Source organism: Rhodococcus sp. PD04 (assembly GCF_035918275.1).
GTDB lineage: Bacteria > Actinomycetota > Actinomycetes > Mycobacteriales > Mycobacteriaceae > Rhodococcus > Rhodococcus rhodochrous.
Genome location: NZ_CP142143.1, coordinates 1,426,583 through 1,446,476, shown reverse-complemented (window position 1 = coordinate 1,446,476; position 19,894 = coordinate 1,426,583). Strand labels below are relative to the sequence as shown.

21 protein-coding genes are annotated in these 19,894 nt (G+C 69.2%); 7 read left to right on the top strand and 14 right to left on the bottom strand.

Annotated elements, in window-relative coordinates:
* Positions 1–18: 18 nt before the first annotated feature.
* Positions 19–1,128 carry a winged helix DNA-binding domain-containing protein gene (locus U9J23_RS06770; protein ID WP_059382967.1) on the bottom strand — a complete coding sequence of 370 codons (1,110 nt, stop codon included), beginning with the start codon at positions 1,126–1,128 and terminating at the stop codon, positions 19–21.
* Positions 1,125–1,715, bottom strand: a complete 591-nt coding sequence (locus tag U9J23_RS06765; protein ID WP_016692018.1) for a suppressor of fused domain protein — start codon at positions 1,713–1,715, stop codon at positions 1,125–1,127. Before U9J23_RS06765 ends, U9J23_RS06770 begins: the two co-directional genes overlap by 4 nt.
* 73 nt (positions 1,716–1,788) lie before the next feature.
* On the opposite strand from U9J23_RS06765, the gene U9J23_RS06760 reads away from it, so the two are divergent.
* Positions 1,789–2,634, top strand: coding sequence for a hypothetical protein (locus U9J23_RS06760; RefSeq protein WP_059382968.1), 846 nt, complete (start codon positions 1,789–1,791; stop codon positions 2,632–2,634).
* 58 nt (positions 2,635–2,692) lie between these two features.
* Here U9J23_RS06760 and U9J23_RS06755 read toward each other — a convergent pair whose 3' ends face one another.
* From U9J23_RS06755 to U9J23_RS06735, 5 genes are all read right to left on the bottom strand, one after another.
* Positions 2,693–3,859, bottom strand: a complete 1,167-nt coding sequence (locus U9J23_RS06755; protein ID WP_326602001.1) for an ABC transporter ATP-binding protein — start codon at positions 3,857–3,859, stop codon at positions 2,693–2,695.
* A 5-nt stretch (positions 3,860–3,864) separates the two neighbouring features.
* Positions 3,865–4,695: a carbohydrate ABC transporter permease gene (locus tag U9J23_RS06750; protein ID WP_006554305.1), complete on the bottom strand. Its 831-nt coding sequence runs from the start codon at positions 4,693–4,695 to the stop codon at positions 3,865–3,867.
* A complete protein-coding gene (locus tag U9J23_RS06745; RefSeq protein WP_326602859.1) occupies positions 4,695–5,576 on the bottom strand; it encodes a carbohydrate ABC transporter permease in 882 nt (293 codons plus the stop codon). Before U9J23_RS06745 ends, U9J23_RS06750 begins: the two co-directional genes overlap by 1 nt.
* Before the next feature lie 65 nt (positions 5,577–5,641).
* Positions 5,642–7,000: an ABC transporter substrate-binding protein gene (locus U9J23_RS06740; RefSeq protein WP_189637378.1), complete on the bottom strand. Its 1,359-nt coding sequence runs from the start codon at positions 6,998–7,000 to the stop codon at positions 5,642–5,644.
* 114 nt (positions 7,001–7,114) lie between these two features.
* Complete coding sequence (locus U9J23_RS06735; protein ID WP_326601997.1) at positions 7,115–8,344, bottom strand: GNAT family N-acetyltransferase; 1,230 nt, start codon at positions 8,342–8,344, stop codon at positions 7,115–7,117.
* Positions 8,345–8,431: 87 nt separating this feature from the next.
* On the opposite strand from U9J23_RS06735, the gene U9J23_RS06730 reads away from it, so the two are divergent.
* Positions 8,432–8,872: a protein-tyrosine phosphatase family protein gene (locus U9J23_RS06730; protein ID WP_059382971.1), complete on the top strand. Its 441-nt coding sequence runs from the start codon at positions 8,432–8,434 to the stop codon at positions 8,870–8,872.
* A 4-nt stretch (positions 8,873–8,876) separates the two neighbouring features.
* On the opposite strand, the gene U9J23_RS06725 is transcribed toward U9J23_RS06730, so the two are convergent.
* From U9J23_RS06725 to U9J23_RS06715, 3 genes are all read right to left on the bottom strand, one after another.
* On the bottom strand, positions 8,877–9,755 hold the full coding sequence (locus U9J23_RS06725; RefSeq protein ID WP_326601994.1) for a hypothetical protein: 879 nt from the start codon (positions 9,753–9,755) through the stop codon (positions 8,877–8,879).
* 72 nt (positions 9,756–9,827) lie between these two features.
* The gene (locus U9J23_RS06720; protein WP_006554299.1) at positions 9,828–10,313 is read right to left on the bottom strand and encodes a general stress protein; all 486 of its coding nucleotides are present in this window, start codon (positions 10,311–10,313) and stop codon (positions 9,828–9,830) included.
* A 121-nt stretch (positions 10,314–10,434) separates the two neighbouring features.
* The gene (locus U9J23_RS06715; protein ID WP_326601991.1) at positions 10,435–11,394 is read right to left on the bottom strand and encodes an HpcH/HpaI aldolase/citrate lyase family protein; all 960 of its coding nucleotides are present in this window, start codon (positions 11,392–11,394) and stop codon (positions 10,435–10,437) included.
* 58 nt (positions 11,395–11,452) lie between these two features.
* Here U9J23_RS06715 and U9J23_RS06710 point away from each other — a divergent pair, with 58 nt between their 5' ends.
* The 5 genes from U9J23_RS06710 (at position 11,453) to U9J23_RS06690 (ending at position 16,595) form a co-directional block, all read left to right on the top strand.
* Positions 11,453–12,727 (top strand): magnesium transporter MgtE N-terminal domain-containing protein, encoded by a 1,275-nt coding sequence (locus U9J23_RS06710; RefSeq protein ID WP_085468831.1) that lies wholly within the window; start codon positions 11,453–11,455, stop codon positions 12,725–12,727.
* Entirely contained in the window at positions 12,720–13,241 is a 522-nt protein-coding gene (locus U9J23_RS06705) for a DUF1003 domain-containing protein (RefSeq protein ID WP_059382975.1), read from the top strand. The genes U9J23_RS06710 and U9J23_RS06705 overlap by 8 nt, the downstream gene beginning before the upstream one ends.
* Before the next feature lie 127 nt (positions 13,242–13,368).
* Positions 13,369–14,298: a hypothetical protein gene (locus U9J23_RS06700; protein WP_326601988.1), complete on the top strand. Its 930-nt coding sequence runs from the start codon at positions 13,369–13,371 to the stop codon at positions 14,296–14,298.
* A 223-nt stretch (positions 14,299–14,521) separates the two neighbouring features.
* Complete coding sequence (locus tag U9J23_RS06695; protein WP_059382977.1) at positions 14,522–15,388, top strand: lytic transglycosylase domain-containing protein; 867 nt, start codon at positions 14,522–14,524, stop codon at positions 15,386–15,388.
* 73 nt (positions 15,389–15,461) lie between these two features.
* Positions 15,462–16,595: an Mrp/NBP35 family ATP-binding protein gene (locus tag U9J23_RS06690; RefSeq protein ID WP_059383059.1), complete on the top strand. Its 1,134-nt coding sequence runs from the start codon at positions 15,462–15,464 to the stop codon at positions 16,593–16,595.
* Between the two features lie 63 nt (positions 16,596–16,658).
* Here U9J23_RS06690 and tatB read toward each other — a convergent pair whose 3' ends face one another.
* From tatB to sigE, 4 genes are all read right to left on the bottom strand, one after another.
* Positions 16,659–17,063, bottom strand: a complete 405-nt coding sequence (gene tatB, locus U9J23_RS06685; protein ID WP_059382978.1) for a Sec-independent protein translocase protein TatB — start codon at positions 17,061–17,063, stop codon at positions 16,659–16,661.
* A gap of 72 nt (positions 17,064–17,135) precedes the next feature.
* Positions 17,136–18,752 (bottom strand): S1C family serine protease, encoded by a 1,617-nt coding sequence (locus U9J23_RS06680; protein ID WP_095092010.1) that lies wholly within the window; start codon positions 18,750–18,752, stop codon positions 17,136–17,138.
* An 82-nt stretch (positions 18,753–18,834) separates the two neighbouring features.
* The gene (locus U9J23_RS06675) at positions 18,835–19,167 is read right to left on the bottom strand and encodes an anti-sigma factor family protein (RefSeq protein WP_059383061.1); all 333 of its coding nucleotides are present in this window, start codon (positions 19,165–19,167) and stop codon (positions 18,835–18,837) included.
* A 16-nt stretch (positions 19,168–19,183) separates the two neighbouring features.
* Complete coding sequence (gene sigE / locus U9J23_RS06670) at positions 19,184–19,819, bottom strand: RNA polymerase sigma factor SigE (RefSeq protein ID WP_059382979.1); 636 nt, start codon at positions 19,817–19,819, stop codon at positions 19,184–19,186.
* Positions 19,820–19,894: the final 75 nt, after the last annotated feature.

Below are 19,894 nucleotides of genomic sequence, written 5' to 3'. Positions count from 1 at the left end.
CTCGACGGGCGGGACGGCTCAGCGGGCGTCGACGAACCGCACGTCGTGTGTCTCTACCCCCGGTGCCGCGAACCTCAGCAGTCGCATGCCCTCGGCTTCGAGCGCCGACCGCGCGGACGCCGCGACCGTCCGCCACAGCGTCATCTCCACGGCGGCGGCCTTCCGGTCGGTCGTCACGCGGGCGCTACCGGCGACCGTGCCTCCGACGAGCAACAGGGGTGCGATGATCCCGTTCTCCGCCATGATGCGCCTGCGGAGCTCCTCCGAGACGAAGCGGGTGCGGTCGGCATGCGAGAGGAGCACGTTGTCGAACGGCGCGAGGATCCGTACGGGTGCAGGGGTCGACGGGTCGGGTCGCGGCGCGTCGGGAAGGTCGAACAGTTCCGTTCCGCGTTCGTCCCGGAACACCACGAGATACGGGCGGAGTCGGCCGACGATCTCGGCGAGCCGGGTCAGGCCGCACCAGGTCTGCACGTCCTTGACACTCGCGGGGCCGAAGGCGGCCAGATACCGCAGAATCAGCCGATCGGGACCGGGCAGCGCAGGCGGCGGGCCCACGTACTCGTCGAGGTGTGCCAGGCGAGGCTGTCCCGCTCGTCCCCACAATCCGCGCGGCGGCACCTGCACGAGCGGGAGCAGGCACCGCACCGCGTGTGCCAGCGCAGCCGGATCCTGGTCGGGGAACCGGTCGGCGAGCAACGGTCGCAGCTCGGCCTGACTCATCGGGGTGCCGGCCAACAGTTCCCGGGCGACCGACACGAGCGCCGACCGGTCGAGACCCTCGAGTCCGATGCGGTGGGCCTTGTTCGCGTCGACGCCCCGGTCGAGCACCGGCTGCACCCACGGGCGCAGCGCGTGCGCGTCGGCGCCGGAGACCGCGAACACGGTGCCGCGCATCAATGCGATCCGGACGACCGCACGCGACTCCAGCAGGTCCGACAAGGCGTAGGGCCGGAAGTTCCGTATGCGGGTCCACAGCGCGAAATACGGGGCGAGGGGTGCCTGGGCCTGCAACCCGAGCAGGTGCCCGATCATCGACAGGGCATCCGTGCTGCTCCGCCGCAGCAGGTGCTGGCGGGCCAGCGTGGCGCGTCCGAGCGCGCGGTCGGTGAGAACCGGGACGGTCACAGACGTGCTTGCGCCCGGCGCGGGTCGCTCAGGTCGATGCCCGCTTCCTCCCACGCCTCGCGCAGCGCCTCGGTTCCCTTCAGCCGCTTCCAGGCCGCCTCGGTACCGGTGATCGGGCGGGCCTCGAAGAAGTGGACCGGGTCGGAGGGCTCGGGCAACTCCAGCGACGGCACGTCGGCCGCCTCGAGCAACACCGCGGTGAACGGGGCACCCGGCCACAGCGGCTCCCCGAGATCGAGCAGGGCGTCGTCGGTGAGAACCACGCCCTCCACGGCGGGCAGCGCCGCGAGCACCGCAAGGGTGCGGTGGACGCCGGCGGTGACGCCCTCGTTGTCGCGCAGGCTGAGGACCAGTTCGGCACGCGGCCCGCGCGTCGGGTCGGCCACCATGTCGGTCGGGTCGCCCATCGGGTGCCGGGAACACCCCAGGGTCGCGTACCGCAGGAGTTCGGAGCCGCGGAAACGGAGGACCTCGATCGGTTCGAGACCGAGGAAGGTCACCGACGCCGATTCCGGTTCCGGATCACCCGGCGCGGTCAGGTGCTCGGTGAGGTGGCTGCGGACGGTGGCGAGAACTGCGTCGGTCACCCCTGCAATGTAGCCCCCGTCCCGCACATGCGGTTCCCACCCGGACCGGTGCACCGCCCGGTACCGTCGAAGCGTGGCTCGCGACACCGGTTTTCCGGTCTCCGATGCCGGCGACGATTTCGCCCGGCAACGCCGGCGCGCCGAGTACGCCCGGCTGATCGCATGGCTGCGCCGCGAACCGGCCGACGTCAACACGGTGCTGCCCTTCGACGACGTCGTCGCCGCCCTCGGGCGTATCGGCGAGCGGCGCCTCGGGTTGCAGATCATCGAGGTCGCCTCGATCGTCGGCAGCGTCGACCGCGCCGACGACTTCGACCGCCGTTTCCGCCCCACCTCGGCGCGTCTGCGTGCACGCTGGGAACGCATCGCGGCCGCGCGGCGTCGCGGCGAGGCCATCCCCCCGATCTCGGTGTACCGGGTGGGGCCGATGCACTTCGTGCAGGACGGGCACCACCGCGTGTCGATCGCCTACGCGCAGGGCGACCGCACCATCGACGCCTACGTCACCGAGATCACCACGAAGGTGCCCGCGGAGGGCATCACGGCCCGCCCCGATCTCGTGCGCAAGGACCACTTCCGCATGTTCCTCGGCCGCGTCCCCCTCCATGGCGCGGCGCAGGATGCGATCCGCGTGTCCGACCCGTGGGGGTACGCCGAACTGGCCGAGGCCGTCGAGGCGTGGGGCTTCCGGCTCATGCAGGATCTCGGCGAGTACCTCACCCGCGAGGAGGTCGCGCGTCGCTGGTACGAGGAGGAGTTCGTTCCCGTCGTCGCGATGGCCCGGGAGGCGGGAATGCTGCGCTCACGCACCGACGCCGAGGTCTATCTGTGGATCGCGAGCGAGCGGTACCGGCTCGTGCGGCGGCACGTGTGGAGCGAGGAGATCGTCGACGAGCTCCGCAGCCGCGCACCCCGCTGACGACTTGGGTGGATCCGGCCCCGCTTTCCGGGGTCGGATCCACCGAGGTTCGTATTCGTCAGAGGGTGACGTTCGCGCCGGTCTCCTGATCGAACAGCGCGATCTTCGCCGGGTCGAACCACAACTGCACGGTCCCGCCCTTGGTGGCCTGCGATTCCACCGACAACCGCGCGACCAGCGATTCGGCCGACATGTCGGCGCCGGCGTCGGCGGCGAGTTCGTCGAGGTCCTTCGAGTGCACGCCCGGACCCTCGGTCGAGAAGTACGCGAACTTGTCGGAGCCCATCGACTCGAGCACGTCGACCTCGGCGGAGAAGGTCACGCCCGCCTCCCGCTGGGCCGGGTCGAGCAGGTCGGCGTCCTCGAAGTGCTCCGGACGGATACCGACGACCACCTCGCGCGACGGATTGTTGCGGCGCACGGTCTCCCACCGCTCGTCGGGCAACCGGAACTCACCGAACGAGGTGCGGATCGAACCGTTCTCGATCTGTCCCGGAACGAAGTTCATCGACGGCGACCCGATGAATCCGGCGACGAACAGGTTCTGCGGATGGTCGTACAACTCCTGCGGCGCCCCGACCTGCTGCACGAGCCCGCCGCGCATCACGACGACACGGTCGCCGAGCGTCATCGCCTCGGTCTGGTCGTGCGTGACGTACACCGTCGTGGTCCCGAGACGCTTCTGCAGTCGTGCGATCTCGGTGCGCATCTGCACGCGCAGCTTGGCGTCGAGGTTCGACAGCGGCTCGTCCATGAGGAACGCCTTGGGGCTGCGCACGATCGCCCGCCCCATGGCCACGCGCTGCCGCTGACCACCCGACAGGTTGGCGGGCTTACGGTCGAGATGCTGTGTGAGATCGAGGATCCGGGCCGCTTCGTCGACCTTGCGGCCGATCTCGTCCTTGGGCACCTTCGCGAGGGTGAGCGGGAACGCGATGTTGTCGCGCACCGACATGTGGGGATACAGCGCGTAGGACTGGAAGACCATCGCGATGTCGCGGTCCTTCGGCGCCCGTTCGTTGACCCGCTCCCCTGCGATGCGCAGTTCGCCGTCGGAGATGTCCTCGAGACCGGCGATCATGTTGAGCGTCGTGGACTTTCCACACCCGGACGGACCGACGAGGATGATGAACTCGCCGTCGGCGATCTCGAGATCCACGTCGCTGACGGCCCTCGCTCCGTCCGGATATTCCTTCGTCACCTTGTCGAGCACGATCTCGGCCACGGTAGTTATCCCTTCACTGCGCCGGAGGTCAGTCCGGCGACGATTCGACGTTGGAAGATCAGGACGAACACGATGATCGGGATCGTGATGACGACGGCGGCCGCCGCGATCGACCCGGTCGGTTCCTCGAACTGCGAGGCACCCGTGAAGTTCGCGATCGCGGCGGGTGCGGTGATGGACCGCTCGGTGGAGGTCAGCGAGATCGCGAACAGCAGGTCGTTCCAGCAGAAGATGAACACCAGGATCGCCGCCGTGATGATGCCGGGAGCGGCGAGCGGAGCCACGACCTTCCGGAACGCCTGACCCGGTGTCGCGCCGTCCATCTTCGCGGCCTTCTCGAGTTCCCACGGGATCTCCTTGAAGAAGGCCGACAGGGTGTAGATCGCGAGCGGCAGCGAGAAGGTGATGTACGGAAGGATCAGCGCCGCCCACGTGTCGAACAGTCCGAGGCCGCGCATGATCTCGAACAGCGGGCTGACGAGGGAGATCTGGGGGAACATCGCGATGAGCAGCGCCACGCCCACCAGGATCTTCTTACCGGGGAAGTCGAGCCGGGCGATCGCGTAGGCCGCCATCGTCCCGAGAATCACCGCGATGACCGTGGCGATCAGGCCGATGCCGATGGAGTTGATCAGGGCGCTCGTGAACGCGTCGGTGCGGAAGATGCCGCGGTAGTTGTCCAGCGTCCACTGCTGCGGAATGAACCGGCCGTCCTGGATGGTGCCGGGCGGCTTGAACGACAGGCTCGCGATCCACAGCACCGGAACGAGTGCGTAGAGCAGGACGATCAGGTTCACCGCCGACCACGACAGGGTCCGTTTCCTGGTCTCGGCCATCATCGGCCCCCTTCGTCCGAGCCGGGCGCGGATGCACCGAACAACTTGATGAACACGAACGCGATGATCGCGACGCACAGGAAGATCAGGGCGCTGATCGCCGACCCGATGCCGAGGTTGAAGGCCCGGAACAGATTGTCGTAGCCGAGGATCGACACCGACCCTGTGCCGTTGGCACCGCGGGTGAGGACGTAGATGTTGTCGAAGATGCGGAAGGCGTCGAGCGTGCGGAAGAGCAGGGCGACGAGGATTGCCGGTTTCATCAGCGGCACGATGATCCGCACCAGACGCGTCCACGCCCCGGCGCCGTCGACCTGTGCCGCCTTGAGCAGATCGTCGGGGACGAGTGCGAGGCCGGCGAGGAGGAGCAGCGCCATGAACGGCGTGGTCTTCCACACCTCGGCGAGCACGATGATCGCCAGGGACGGAATCTGGTCGGTGAGTGGGGCGCTGCCGTCGGGCAACAGATTCGCGAGATAACCCGTGCCCGGGGTCCACGCGTAGTACCAGCTGTAGGCGGCGGCGACGGTGACGATGCCGTACGGGATCAGCACCACCGTGCGCACGATGCCCTTGCCGACGATCGTGCGGTGCATGACGAGAGCGATCGCCAGACCGAGCACGAACTCGATCGCGACGGAGACCAGGGTGACGAGCGAGGTGACGATGAAGGCCTGCCACCAGAATCCGTCGCTGAGCACCGCGACGTAGTTCGACAGTCCGACGAAGCGGCGCTCGTCGGGGAACCGCAGATCGTAGCGCTGCAGACTGAGCCAGACGGCGTATCCCACCGGATAGGCCGTCACGGCGAGCATCACGATCGCGGCGGGCGCGACGAGCAGCAGACCGAGTCGTCGTTCGGCCTTCTTCCCCTCCGACAACGCTGCTTTCGTCTTCGTCGACGGTTCCTTCGGGGTCTCGTCGGTCGGTTTCGATTCGACGGCGGTCACGGGATCAGTCCTTCCGAATTGACCGCCTTCTGCACCTGTTCGGCGAGTTCCTCGACGGTGCGGGGCGGATCGATCTGGTCGACCGGGTTGAGGGTGGCCGTCACCAGCGTCGAAATGCTCTGGTAGGCCGGTGAAGCGGGACGCACCGCGGCGTTCTCGAGACCGGCGCGGACCTCACGCCAGGCCGGATAGGCCTCCTGGAATTCGGGGTCGTCGTACAGCGCGGCCAGCGTCGGCGGCACGCCGCCACCGATGGCGTTGTTGCGCTGGTTCTCCTCGTTGCGCAGGCACTGCATCGCCTCGAACGCGAGGTCGGGGTGGGTGCTCGTGCGGGCGACGGCGATGTTGAACCCGCCGATGGTGACCTGGGCGGGCTCGCCGGGGATCACCGAAGGGTACGGGGCGGGAAGGAAATTCTGCTCACCGTCGACGGTCAGGACCGTGTTGCCGGTGTCCTGCGAGGTGACGTTGCCGTTCTCGTCGATGAAGGGCAGGGCCGCTTCGTTCTCCAGGATGCCCGGCAGGACGAACGGCCAGTTGACCTGGAATGCCGTGCGCCCGCTCTCCATGCCGAGACGGACGGCCGCCTCGTCGGCCTGGTTCAGGGACGGATCGGCGCCGGGCGCCGTCGCGACGCGTTTCATGATGTCGAGCGCGGTCACCGCGGCGTCGTTGTCGGTGAGGGTGACGGTGACACCGTCCTCCCCCACGACCGAACCGCCGGCGCTCGAGAGCAGGGTGTTGAACCACACCATCAGCCCCTCGTACTGCCGGCCCTGCACACCGATCCACGACGGCCGGCCCTCCTCTGCGAGGCCGCTCGCGATCTCGATCATCTCGTCCCAGGTCTCCGGAGGTTGCCCGTCCGGCATGAGATCCTTTCGGTACCAGAGCAACTGGGTATTGGTGTTGAGCGGCGCGGCGTACAGCCGGTCCTGCCAGGTCGCCGATTCGAGGGGACCTTCGAGGGTGCCCTCCGACACCGCGGCGGCCACATCGTCGGGCAACGGCAGCGCCCACCCGGCCTCGGCGAACTCGGCGGTCCACACGACGTCGAGGGTCATGAGGTCGAGCCCCGGGTCGTTACCCGTCAGCCGCCGCGCCAACTGCAGTCGCTGGTCGTCGGCGTTCTTCGGAAGTGTCCTCTGCTGCACGCGATATCGGCCGCCGGCCTGCTCGGTGCACACCTCCGCGGCCTGCGCGTACTGCTCGGCACCGTCGGCGGCCGTGTAGAAGGACAGGACGACACCCTCGTCGTCGCTGCCGCACGCGGCCAGTCCCGACGCCAGGAGCACCGCGGCCGCAGAAGCTGTGAACGCCCGGCTCGTCCGCCGTCTCTTGCCCGACCGTCTCATGCGCGACTCCGCTCGCATCGGGGACCTGATGATCCGACGATATCGCCCGTACCGGCCAGCCGTAGCAAAACGAGCAGGGCGTACAACCGGAGCGGAATCGGCACGACGACGAGGTCAGAAGGAGGTCCCCGAGAAGGGTGCCTGGGGCCAGGAGAACAGCAGGTCAGCGGTGTCGACGGCCTCCGGTCGGTGCACCCGGGCGCGACCCGCGTCGACCATCCGGTGCCAGCCCTGCCGGCCCAGCAGGAGCGCACCGAGGTCGGCGATGTCGATGGTCAGATCGGCCGGTCCCGCGGTGCGCGCCACGCCGTCGGCGGAGATCTCGAAGACACCGGCGTTGTCGGTCAGCAGCGGATCGGTCACCTCGACGGTCACCGAGCCGAACCCTCGGTAACTCCGCGCCGACAGTGCCCGATCGACGTCGAGGATGCGCAACCACGTCTCGTCCGACACCGAGCGGAAGTGCACGGCACGCGCATCGCCGAGCATGAGCGGGAGCTGGTCGTCCTGCGGAAGCGCCGCGAACCGCAGGGTGTCGACGAGATCGAGGTCGAGCAGGAACCGGATCAGGCCGGCGTACGCCCCGGGCGAGGGGGCGAAGAAGTCGTCGACCACGACGGTGCGGTTGCGGCTGGTGAACCACCCCTGCGTGTCGACGGGGTGGTACCGGACGAAGCCGTCCTCCTGCCCCGGCTCGCCGTGCACCGCCACGTACATCGGATCGGTGAGCGAGTCGGCCCGCCACCGGCGCGAGTTCCACCAGTATTCCGACCGGTCGATCATGCCGGGACGCGGCGGCAGATGACGGGAATGTATCTGCGCCAGCACGTCCCACGCATCCGGATAGCTCAGCAGGCGCACCGCTCCGAATTCGGGCACGTCGGGACGCAGCGCGGCACGACGCACGTCGACGTCGACGGACACCGAGGTCGAGGCGACGCCGTAACCGAACCGGCCGTAGATGGTCGCCTCGGAAGCACGCAGCGTCGCGAGGATCTCGCCGCGGTCCCGCGCGTCGCTCAACTGCCGGTGCACGAGTCCGGAGATCACGCCGCGACGGGTATGGGTGGGCAGCACACCGATGTGGGTGACCGCCGCGTGCGGCACCCGGGCGCCGCCGGGCAGGGTCAGCTTTCCGCTCGTGGCGTCCACGGTCCCGACGAGCATGCCGTCGAGGAAGGCACCCCACGTGCGACCGGCCTCGAGGTAGCGGCCGACGGTCCCGTCGGGAACCTCGGGCCACGACGGCAGGCCCACCATCGCCGTGCGGAACAGCGCGGACGCCTCCCGCAGTTCGGCTTCCGAGTCCAGAATTCTGATCTCCGGTTCCGTTCGCTCACCCATGGAACGACACTATCGAGCGCGAACTTGCAGCGCGGGTGAACGGCCGTGACGTTCGGTACACCGGCCCCGGGCGGGTAGGTTTCCAGCGTGCGACGCGAGTGGGATCCAGCAGACACCGGGGTGCTGCAACTGCCCTCCGGCCGACTCGTGCGGGGACGCGGGATGCGTCGACCGGTGTTCGACGAGCCGTTTCCCGACTTCGGGGTGTATCTCCTCGGCCGTCCCCCGGTAGCACCGTTCGAGTGGGAGTCGCGGTGGATCCACTGGCCCGACTTCCGCACACCCCGCGACCCGGAGGAGGCTCTCGCCGTCCTGTACGAGGCGTGGATCCGGGCGGGACGGCAGCGGGTGGAGATCGCGTGCGGGCGTGGACGCGGCCGCACCGGCACCGCGCTGGCGTGCCTCGCCGTCCTCGACGGCCTGTCCCCGGAGGAGGCGGTCGACTTCGTTCGGCGGCACTACCATCCGCGTGCGGTCGAGACTCCCTGGCAGCGCAGGTTCGTCGCGCGGACCGAGGCGCACTCCTGACGGGTCAGTTCTTCGTCCGGGCGAGGTGGGCCTCGGCGGCCGAGACGGCCCGTTCGGCGGCGACCACCCGTTTCTTGGCCTCGGTGGCGGCACGGCGCGCGAAGGTGCGTTGCTGCTCGGCGTGTTCGAGCTTCGCCCGCAGCTCGGCGACCTCCTCTTCGTGACGGGCCAGCTCCCGTTCGGCTGCCGACGCCGCTTCGCGCGCTTCCTCGGCCGCGCTGTGCGCGGAGTCGAGAGCGGCGGCGGCCTCGTCGATCTCCGCGTCGCGCGCCGCCTGTTCCGCCTTCTCACGCTCGGTGGGTCCGCGCTCGCCTCTGCTCTTGCGCCCGGCCTTGTCCGTTGCGGTTCGGTCGTCCTCGTCCTTCTCGTCGGACCCGCCGCGGATGACGGTGAGCGGCATCGCCGACAGGTCGCCGAAGCCGTCGGACTCGACGATCGCGTCGAGCCGACCCTGCCGGACCTGCTCCCCGATGTCGGGATCCGACAGTGCGGCGTTGAGGGTGCGCCCCACCTCGCGCAGTGCGCTCTCCGAGACGGTGCGGCCGCGGTCGGCGGCGAGCCGTCCCGCGTCGCGTTCGAGTGCCGCGACCACCCGGCGTCGCTGCTCCGACAGTTTCCGCATCTCGCTGCCGGACAGTCGTCGTTGCGCGGTGCGCAGGGCGGATCCGATGTCGAGCAGCGCCGCGAGTTCGTCGGCCCGTTCGCGGGCGAGCAGGTTGACCATCCAGGCCGCGACCGTCGGTTTGCGCAGCCTGCCGATGGCCGCCGTCAGCTCGCGGTCGCCCGCTTCGCGTGCCTGCGCCGCGAATTCGGTGCGGGCCGCCACGAAGTCTCCTGGGTCGAGGCCGTAGAGGGCGTCGGCCACCGAATCGAGGTCGGGCATGGGATCGACAGTAGTGGCGCGAGGCCGGTCGCGACGAGTGCCGTTCTCGGCGAACGCGCGACCGCGTGACGATCAGATGGCGAGCTTGGCGAGGATGTCGCGTGCCTTCTCGGCGGTGGGCGGCTGGCACAGCACGTCGTAGCGGCCGGCGACGAGCTGCATCGTGGACGAGAAGTCGCGCTGGCCGCGGGTCGCGGCGTACGGGATGCTCGCCGAGATGAGGCCGAAGATGATGCCGCCGACGAGGCCGACGAGCAGCGGGCCGAGGAAGTCGGTGGAGAAGATGCCGAGCAGCAGCCCGAAGAACACGCCGAGCCATGCACCCGAGACGATGCCGCCGCCGATCACCTTCGGCCACGTGAGCCGACCGGTGACCCGCTCGACCTGCATGAGATCGACACCGACGATGGTGACGTCCTCGACGGAGAAGTTCTGATCGGCCAGGTGGTCGACCGCGCGTTGCGCCTCGGCATAGGTCGGGTACGAACCGACGGGCCAGCCCGTGGGAGGTGTCGGCAGACCGGGTACCTGGCGACCGGGTCCGAGGGGATTCGTCATGTCGTTTCGGCTCCTTCGCGATGCACGCCGACGGTCGCGGCGCCGGTCTCCATTCTGCCTGGACGGGGACCGGCACGCCGCAATGGTTCGCCCGATATGTTCTTTTTCCTGGTCGTTCCCGTCAGGAGGTCGGCGGCTCGAACTTCTGGGTGCGCTGCAACCCGGCGGCGCGGCCCTTCGCGGAGATCACGAGAGCCATCTTCCGGCTCGCCTCGTCGATCATCTCGTCACCGAGCATCGCGGCACCGCGAGCACCACCCTCGGCCGAGGTGTGCCACTCGTAGGCGTCGAGGATCAGCTCGGCCTTGTCGTAGTCCTCCTGCCGGGGGCTGAAGACCTCGTTGGCTGCGTCGATCTGGCTCGGGTGCAGCACCCACTTGCCGTCGAAGCCCAGGGCGGCGGTGCGCTGCGCCGACCGGCGGAAGGCGTCGACGTCGCGGATCTGGAGGTAGGGACCGTCGATGGCCTGCAGCCCGTGCGCACGCGCGGCCATGAGAATCGTCATGAGGATGTGGTGGTAGGCGTCGCCGACGTCGTAACCCTCGGGCTGTTCACCGACGACGAGGGTGCGCATGTTGATGCTCGCCATGAAGTCTGCGGGACCGAACACGAGCGTCTGCACGCGCGGGCTCGCCGTCGCGATCTCGTTGATGTTCGTCAACCCGATGGCGTTCTCGATCTGCGGTTCGATACCGATCCGTCCCACCTCGAGACCGTGGGCCTTCTCGACCTGCGTGAGGAGCAGGTCGAGCGCCTTCACGTGGCTCGCGTCGGGCACCTTCGGCAGCAGGATCGCGTCGAGATTCGCGCCGGCACCACCGACGACTGTCGCGACGTCGAGATAGGTCGCGTCGGTGGTCCAGTCGTTGACGCGCACAACCTTGATCTGGTCGCCCCAGCCGTCCTCGTTCAGAGCATCGACGATGGTGCTGCGGGCCTGTTCCTTGGCCAGCGGCGACACGGCGTCCTCGAGATCGAGGAAGATCTCGTCGGCGGGAAGGCCCTTGGCCTTGTCGATCATCTTCCGGCTGCTGCCGGGAACCGCGAGTACCGACCTCCGGGGCCTGAACGAAAACGACATGACCTGACCAGACCTCCGAGTTCCGGGAACAGCGTGGGCACGCTCTAGCCTGGCAATCATGGCAGCAGTGAGCAAGGTCTTCGTCGCGCGGCTGGCCGGACTGGTCGTTCTCGGCCCCGACGGCGAGTCCATCGGCCGCGTCCGCGATGTCGTGCTGACCATACGGATCGGGCGTCAGCCTCCTCGTGCGCTGGGGCTCGTCGTCGAACTGCCCACCCGCAAGCGGATCTTCGTCCCGATGCTGCGCGTGACCGCGATCGAGCCCGGCGCGGTCACCCTCGTCACCGGCAACGTGAGTCTGCGCCGGTTCACGCAACGGCCCTCGGAAGTGCTCGCCCTCGGTCAGGTCCTCGATTCGCGTGTGCGCGTCGACGACCCGGAGCTGCCGGACCTGATGGGTGTCGACGCCGTCGTGGTGGATCTGGGGCTCGAGCTCATGCGCACCCGCGACTGGGTCGTCGCCCGGGTCGCGGTGCGCCGCCATCGCGGCCGGCTCGCGCGCCGCTCCCCCATCCACATCGTTGAATGGCCGCACGTGCACGGACTCACCCAGCAGGCGCTGTCGATGCCCGGACAGGGTGTCGCGCAGTTGCTCCTGCAGTTCGAGGACATGCGCCCGCCGGACGTCGCGAACGCCCTGCGCGACCTGCCGATCAAGAGACGCACCGAGGTCGCCGCGGCGCTCGACGACGAACGTCTCGCCGACATCGTGCAGGAGCTGCCCTCCGACGACCAGACCGACCTGCTCACCCAGCTCGGTCTCGACCGGGCGGTCGCGGTGCTCGAGGCGATGGATCCCGACGACGTCGCCGACCTCCTCGGCGAGCTGCCGGCCACGGACGCCGAGTCGTTCCTGCAACGCATGGACCCCGAGGATTCCGAGCCGGTGCGCCGCCTGCTCGAGCACTCCCCCGACACCGCCGGTGGTCTGATGACCCCCGAGCCGGTGGTGCTGACGCCGGCCACCACAGTGGCCGAAGCGCTCGCCCGCGCCCGCAATCCGGATCTGAGTCCGGCCCTGGCGTCGATGGTCTTCGTCGTGCGGCCGCCGACAGCGACGCCCACCGGCAAGTACCTCGGCTGCGTCCATCTGCAACGATTGCTCCGGGAACCGCCCGCAAGCCTGGTGGGAGGGGTCGTCGACGACGACCTGCCGCGCCTGGCCCCCGACGACGCCCTGACCACCGTCACCCGGTACTTCGCGACGTACAACCTGGTCTGCGGTCCGGTGGTGGACGACGAGGGGCACCTGCTCGGCGCGGTGAGCGTCGACGACGTGCTCGACCATCTGTTGCCGGAGGACTGGCGCGAGGAGGACATCGAGGATGAGTGACCGCAGCACGCAGGGCCGCTCGCGCCTCGAGACACCCCAGTCGTCGAGGTTCCGGTTCAACTTCGACGCCGAGGCGGTCGGCCGGGTCAGCGAGTCGATCGCCCGGTTCCTCGGAACGGGCCGCTATCTCGCCATCCAGACGATCGTCGTCATCGTGTGGATCGCCCTCAACATCACCGCGGTCGGACTGCAGTGGGATCCCTATCCCTTCATCCTTCTCAACCTGGCCTTCTCGACGCAGGCCGCCTATGCCGCGCCGTTGATCCTGCTGGCGCAGAACCGGCAGGAGAACCGCGACCGCGTGTCGCTCGAGGAGGACCGCGCCCGCGCCGAGCAGACGAAGGCGGACACCGAGTTCCTGGCACGCGAACTCGCGGCCCTGCGACTCGCGGTGGGCGAGGTCGCGACCCGCGACTATCTGCGTCGCGAACTCGACGACCTGCGCGCCCTGCTGGTCGAGGACGAGAACGAGGACGATGTCGGTCCTCCGCGTACTCGCGCGCCCCGTCGCTGATCGCGCCTCGCCACCGACGGAGTGCCCCGACGTCCTGTTGTCCGGCACGCCCGGTTGCACACAACCCGACATCCTTCTGTAACCTTCGTCACAGCAGTCGGACGGACGACCGGAGGAGGGTGATCGCGTGCGGTGGAGGGTCGCGTTGGCGATGCCGGTGATCGTCGCTGCCGGACTCGCGGCGACCGCGTCGTCGGCGACGGTGGTGGCCGAGACGACGTCCGCCGAGACCGAACCGAGCGCGGCCCCGGCGGTGGGCGTGCTTCCCGGCGAGGTGCGCGAGGCGCAACCGCTGCGCAGCCCGAGCGACCCGCTCGCCCAGCTTCCGCCCGACGCCCTGGCCGCGGCGGGAGGTGCGGCGGTTCTCGGCGACGGGCCGCTCGCGATCCCCGAACTCGTCTTCTACGCCTACCGCGCGGCCGAGATGCAGCTGGCCATCGACTCCCCCGAGTGCGGCCTGCCGTGGAATCTGCTCGCCGCCGTCGGGCGCTTGAGTTCCGGGCATGCGGACGGGGGACGCACCGACATCCTGGGCACGCTGACCACGCCGGTCGTCACCCCGGAAGGGCTGCTCGGGCCGATGCGCCTGGCCCCCGCGATGTGGGAGCAGTATTCCGCCGACGGCAACGCGGACGGCACCGCCGATCCGCAGAACATCTTCGACGCGACCCTGGCCACCGGCGCCCGGATGTGCGCGGAGGGCGGAAACCTGCGCGAGCCGGACGGGGAGGCGCGGGCGGTGGCGTCGGTCGATCCGTCACCGGACTATCTGGCGAACGTCCGGCACTGGTCCGGTGCGTATTCGAAGGCCGCCGAGGTGGCTCCCGCCGATCTCGCTCCGATCCCGGCGCGGCCCGTTCCGAACGCCGCGGATGTCGCGGCCCCCGCACCGGCTCCGGCGGTCACCGCGCCTGCTCCGGAGGCGACACCTCAGCCGGCCCAGCAAGCGTCCGCCGACACTCCGGCTCAGCAGGCACCCGAACAGAACATCCCGACTCCGCCGCCGATGCCGGAGTTGCCCGAACTCCCCTGCCTGGTGCCTGCCTTCTGCGAATAACTCCCGGCACACACGTGAGATGACGACACGCGCGACACGCGTGTCGTCATCTTTTTCTTTCACCCCACCCGACCCATCCGGACCAGCACGGATGGGCCACAGCAGTGCCCATACACCTCCGTTACATCACGTTTGAGTAACGGAAAAGCATCGAATGCTGTAGCCTCGGCCCGGCACGTAACGAAGGTGTCTCGTTCCGAGGCACCCGAGGGAGGGTTATCCATTGGGCCGCCACGCCAAACCGTCGGATTCGAAGCTTCGGCGAAATTCCGTCATCGCGATGACCGGACTCGTTCCGGTCGGACTGGTCGCCGCAGCCGCGACCACCGCGGGTGCGTCGCCGCGATCGCTGATGGGTGCAGCTCACCACGAGACCGAGCCGACGGCGTCGTCGACCGACACGGCCGACCTCGCGAACGCGATTCCCGAAGCGGTCGCCGCCGTGCAGACGATCATGCTCGAGCCCGAACCGGCACCCGTGCGCACCTTCAAGGCCGCCCCCGAGCCCGAACCCGAGCCCGAGGTCCTTCACGAGGGCCCCCTCGGCATCCCCGGCATCAACTACGCCGCCTACCGCAACGCCGAGCGCATCCTCGCCGAGGAGAATCCCGCTTGCGGCATGCACTGGACGCTCCTCGCCGGCATCGGCCGCGTCGAGTCCGGACACGCCAACGGTGGTCGCGCCGACGACAAGGGCAACCTGCTCGAGCCCGTCATCGGACTGCCGCTCGACGGCAGCCTGCCCGGTCAGGCCGTCATCCACGACACCGACGGCGGCGTCCTCGACGGCGACCCCGTCTACGACCGCGCTGTCGGGCCGATGCAGTTCATACCCACCACGTGGAACCAGTACGCGGGCGACGGCAACGGCGACGGTGTCGCCGATCCCCAGAACCTGTACGACTCGACGCTCACCACCGCGAAGTACCTGTGCGACGGTGGCCTCGACATGCGCAACATCGCGCACTCGACGAAGGCGATCCACCGCTACAACAACTCGATGGCCTACGTGGCGAACGTGCTCGCCTGGTCGACGGCGTACTCCACCGGAATCGACCCGAGCCCCGCGGATCTCCCCCGTATCCACTAGGGATCGGAAGGGTTGCCGGGTCACCGTCGACCCGTATCCGGTCGCGAGTGGCCCGCCGCCTACCATGGGCGTCATGGCAGTCAGTGAGTCCGACGTCCGCAGTGCGCTCGCACGGGTCCAGGACCCGGAGATCCGCAAGCCCATCACCGATCTCGGAATGGTCAAGAGCATCGAGATCGGCGCCGACAGCAGTGTCGACGTCGCCATCTACCTGACCACCGCCGGGTGCCCCATGCGCACCGAGATCTCGGATCGCGTCACCAAGGCCGTCGCCGACGTCGCAGGCGTGGGCGAGGTGCGAGTGACCCTCGACGTGATGAACGACGAACAGCGCACCGAGCTCCGCAAGTCGCTGCGCGGCGACTCCACCGAGCCCGTCATCCCGTTCGCCCAGCCCGGATCGCTGACACGCGTCTACGCGGTCGCCTCCGGCAAGGGCGGTGTCGGCAAGTCGTCGGTCACCGTCAACCTCGCCGCGGCCATGGCCTCGCGCGGACTGTCGGTGGGTGTGCTCGACGCCGACATCTACGGTCACTCGATCCCCCGCATGCTCGGCACCTCCGCGAAGCCCACGCAGGTCGAGCGGATGATCATGCCGCCGGTCGCGCACGACGTGAAGATGATCTCCATCGCCCAGTTCACCGAGGGCAACACCCCGGTGGTGTGGCGCGGCCCGATGCTGCACCGCGCGCTGCAGCAGTTCCTCGCCGACGTCTTCTGGGGCGACCTCGACGTCCTGCTCCTCGACCTGCCGCCCGGCACGGGCGACGTCGCCATCTCGGTGGCGCAGCTGATCCCCAACGCCGAGATCCTCGTCGTGACGACGCCGCAGCAGGCCGCCGCCGAGGTCGCCGAGCGTGCCGGTTCGATCGCGCTGCAGACACGTCAGCGTATCGCCGGCGTCGTGGAGAACATGTCGTGGCTCGAGCTGCCCGACGGCACCCGCATGGACGTCTTCGGCAGCGGCGGCGGTCAGGCAGTCGCCGAACGTCTCACCCGCGCAGTGGGTGCGACGGTGCCGCTGCTCGGCCAGATCCCGCTCGACCCGGCCGTGCGCGAGGCCGGCGACGCCGGAACTCCGATCGTCCTCGCGGCGCCCGACTCGGCGCCCGCGGTGGCGCTCAAGGAGGTCTCCGACAAGCTCGCGGTGCGCAAGCGCGGACTGGCCGGCATGTCGCTGGGAATCGACACCACGCGCCATCTGTAAGGACCCGACATCGACCGAGCCCCCGCCGTGCTTCACGGCGGGGGCTCGGTCGTATGAAAGCTGTCAGGTGGCGTCGGGGTCGATCGGGGGCTTCTCGTCCGGCGCGAGCGGCTTCGACAGGTTCGGTCGGGCCGCGCCGTTGGTGGGCGTTCCCGGGACCGCCGAGGACGGCTTGTCGAAATTGCCGGTGAGGAGCGAGTCGTCGCCGTCGAGCAGATGCTTCGTGATCACTGCCCGCGGTGTCATGCCGCGCAACTGGTTCAGCTCCGACAGCGGTTGCCGCAGGTCGTCGAACTCCGGCCCGAGTTCCTGCTTGAGCTGGTCGCGCGCACCCGTGGCGTAGTCGCGTACCTGACGCAGCGACTTGGCCACCCACGAGACGGCGCCGGGCAGGCGCTCCGGGCCGAGAACCACGAGGGCCGCCACGATGAGTACCAGGAACTCGCCCCAACCGATGTTGCCGAACACGCATCCAGGGTACGTGGTCGCGTCCGGATCGCATCACCTACGGGGAAGGTCACACAACTCGACGGCGATGGGTCAGTCGGAGACGGGGGTGACCTCGACGTCGACGAGGCGGCCGTTGCGCACGAGCTGGACGGTGACCGGCTCGTCGATCTCCTGCTGCTGGACCGCGACGACGAGCTCGTCGGCGCTGGTGACCTCGCGGTCGCCGACCTTGACGATGACGTCGCCCTCGACGATGCCGGCGCGCTGGGCGGGGCTGTCCTGACGGACGTTGGCGACCTCCGCGCCGCTCGCGACGTCGTTGACGACCGAGCGCGCGTTCACGCCGATGTCCGGGTGCTGCATCTCACCGGTGCGGATCAGTTCCTGCGCCACCTCGGTGACGTCGTCGATGGGGATCGCGAAGCCCAGACCCACCGAACCGCCGGTCTCCGACTTGATCGCGGAATTGATGCCGATCACGCGTCCCTCCATGTCGATGAGGGGGCCGCCGGAGTTGCCGGGGTTGATCGAGGCGTCGGTCTGGACGGCGTCGATCACCGCGTCGGTGTCGGTGCCCTGTCCGCTCAGCCGCATGGGCCGGTGGAGCGCACTGACGATGCCGCGGGTGACGGTCTTGCTCAGGCCGAGCGGCGAACCGACCGCGACGACGTCCTCGCCCACCTGGACGTCCTCGGATCGGCCCAGTTCGGCGACGACCAGGTTGTCGACGTCCTCGACGGCGAGCACGGCCAGGTCGGTCTTGATGTCGCGTCCGACGATCGATGCGGGCACCTTCGTACCGTCGTCGAAGGTGACCTGCACCTTCGCGTCGGGATTGCCGGCGGCCATGGAGATGACGTGGTTGTTGGTGACGATGTAACCGGCGCCGTCGATGACCACACCCGAGCCGGTGCCGGCGTCGCCGCCGACGGTGGTCTGGATGGAGACGACCGCGGGCAGCACGGTGTCGGCGACCCGCGCGACCGCGCCGGTGGGCAGTTCCTCGTCGGGACCCGACTGGCTCAGCGTCACTCCGCGACTGGTCAGCGAGCCGTTGTCGGCGGTCGCCAGTGCCACGACGAGTCCGCCGACCATTCCGATCACGACGGCCACCGCGGCCAGGGTTGCGAGTGCGCGCGGCTGGACGCGGCGGTCGAACAACACCTCACGAAGGGTCAGTCCGGGAGCCGGGGGAAGTTCCTTCTCCTCGGTCTGCCCTGCCAGGGGCGGACCGAGCCGCACCGCTGAGTCGGGGTCGCGCCAGGGATCGGGTTCGGTGTCGTCCTCGGTCTCGGCCGCGGGCTGCGAAGGGGGACGCTGGAGCGTCTCGTCGGCGTCGGACGGCCGCCCGTAGGCCTCGGCCAGGATCGCATCGGTCGGAGGTGCCTGTTGGACGCGCGGGTCGACGATGCGGGGATGGGCCGAGGAGTCGAACGATCCCTCGGCGCCGGCCGGGCGCCCGAAGACACGGGCCGATGTCGGGTCGACGGTGGGCCGGTAGACGGGCCGCGGTTCGAGACGGGGAGCGTCGTCGGGGCGCGTGATCGCTCCGTCGGGCAGACCCGACGAGGCGGTGCTGGACGAGCCTCTGCCGGACGAGCCTCCGCCCGAGGAGTCCTTACCCGACGAGGCATGGGGCAGCTCGTCGTCGCGACGAGGATCGTCGCCGGCCCGTCGTCCGGTGTGCTGCGCAGATTCGGCCGTCACGCGTGCCCGTCTCCCCCGTCTAGGTCCGTCACGCAGCCCAGTATCACCGATGGCATCGGATCACCTGTTACCGCCCGTCCGGTCACCGGCGCCGGAGAATGGACCAGCGGCGCGCGGCGAAGCCTTCCTCCGCCTGAGGGCGCGGGGTCGGGTCGCACAGGTGGGACGGGATGTTGCTGAGCGTCCCGAGTAGCGAGCTCGGCATACGCGGTACGTGATCGGCAGCGGACCGCAATGCGTGGCGGGCCTGCTGCTGGGCTTCGACCTCGGCGGCACACTCCGGACACATCGACAGATGCTGGGCGGCCCGCATGTAGGCCGCCATGCGCAGTTCGCCGTCGACGAATGCGGCAACTGCCTCGCTGGCGAGATGTTCCGTGGAGCCGAACCTGCGAGGTGGTTGCACCATCGTCATCACTACCTCCCGGCGGCTACCCCGCATCGACGCGACCGTTTTCGACCTTTCCATGCTCGCGCAGGTACTCGCGGAGTGCCTGGCGGCCTCGGTGGATACGACTACGCACCGTACCGAGTTTCACCCCCAGTGTGGCACCGATCTCCTCATAGGACAGACCTTCGATGTCACAGAGCACCACCGCGGCACGGTACTCGGGTCCGAGCGAGTCCAGAGCGGACTGCAGGTCGGCGCCGAGACGCGCGTCGTGGTAGATCTCCTCGGGGTTCGGCCCTGCGGCCGGTACACGATCGTAGTCCTCCGGGAGCGCTTCCATCCGGATGCGGTTCCGGCGGCGCACCATGTCCAGGAAGAGGTTCGTGGTGATGCGATGCAACCAACCCTCGAAAGTGCCGGGCTGGTAGTTCTGCAACGACCGGAAGACGCGGATGAAGGTCTCCTGCGTGAGATCCTCGGCGTCCTGGGCGTTGCCGGAAAGACGGTAGGCGAGGCGGTAGACGCGGTCGCCGTGCTCACGAACGAGTTCGTCCCACGACGGCATGGCCGCGCGGTCCCCGGTGGCGTCGAACGCCGCGGTGCCGCTCAGGTCCGCCTCGAGGGCAGCGTCGAGCGCCGAGGCGTCGTTCTCGGGAACAGTGTGGGCTCGGGTCATGTGGATCGGTGGATCCTCCTCGTCGGGACCGCAGTGGTACTGGCTTCGGGGCCTACAACACTCGACCTGCAGGAA

Excerpts from the sequence above, each read along its gene's own strand:
- U9J23_RS06735 (WP_326601997.1), bottom strand. The coding sequence starts at position 8,344 with ATGGGTGAGCGAACGGAACCGGAGATCAGAATTCTGGACTCGGAAGCC.
- U9J23_RS06710 (WP_085468831.1), top strand. The coding sequence starts at position 11,453 with ATGGCAGCAGTGAGCAAGGTCTTCGTCGCGCGGCTGGCCGGACTGGTC.
- sigE (WP_059382979.1), bottom strand. The coding sequence starts at position 19,819 with ATGACCCGAGCCCACACTGTTCCCGAGAACGACGCCTCGGCGCTCGAC.
- U9J23_RS06725 (WP_326601994.1), bottom strand. The coding sequence starts at position 9,755 with ATGCCCGACCTCGATTCGGTGGCCGACGCCCTCTACGGCCTCGACCCA.
- U9J23_RS06705 (WP_059382975.1), top strand. The coding sequence starts at position 12,720 with ATGAGTGACCGCAGCACGCAGGGCCGCTCGCGCCTCGAGACACCCCAG.
- U9J23_RS06750 (WP_006554305.1), bottom strand. The coding sequence starts at position 4,695 with ATGGCCGAGACCAGGAAACGGACCCTGTCGTGGTCGGCGGTGAACCTG.
- U9J23_RS06690 (WP_059383059.1), top strand. The coding sequence starts at position 15,462 with ATGGCAGTCAGTGAGTCCGACGTCCGCAGTGCGCTCGCACGGGTCCAG.
- U9J23_RS06720 (WP_006554299.1), bottom strand. The coding sequence starts at position 10,313 with ATGACGAATCCCCTCGGACCCGGTCGCCAGGTACCCGGTCTGCCGACA.
- U9J23_RS06715 (WP_326601991.1), bottom strand. The coding sequence starts at position 11,394 with ATGTCGTTTTCGTTCAGGCCCCGGAGGTCGGTACTCGCGGTTCCCGGC.
- U9J23_RS06740 (WP_189637378.1), bottom strand. The coding sequence starts at position 7,000 with ATGAGACGGTCGGGCAAGAGACGGCGGACGAGCCGGGCGTTCACAGCT.
- U9J23_RS06675 (WP_059383061.1), bottom strand. The coding sequence starts at position 19,167 with ATGACGATGGTGCAACCACCTCGCAGGTTCGGCTCCACGGAACATCTC.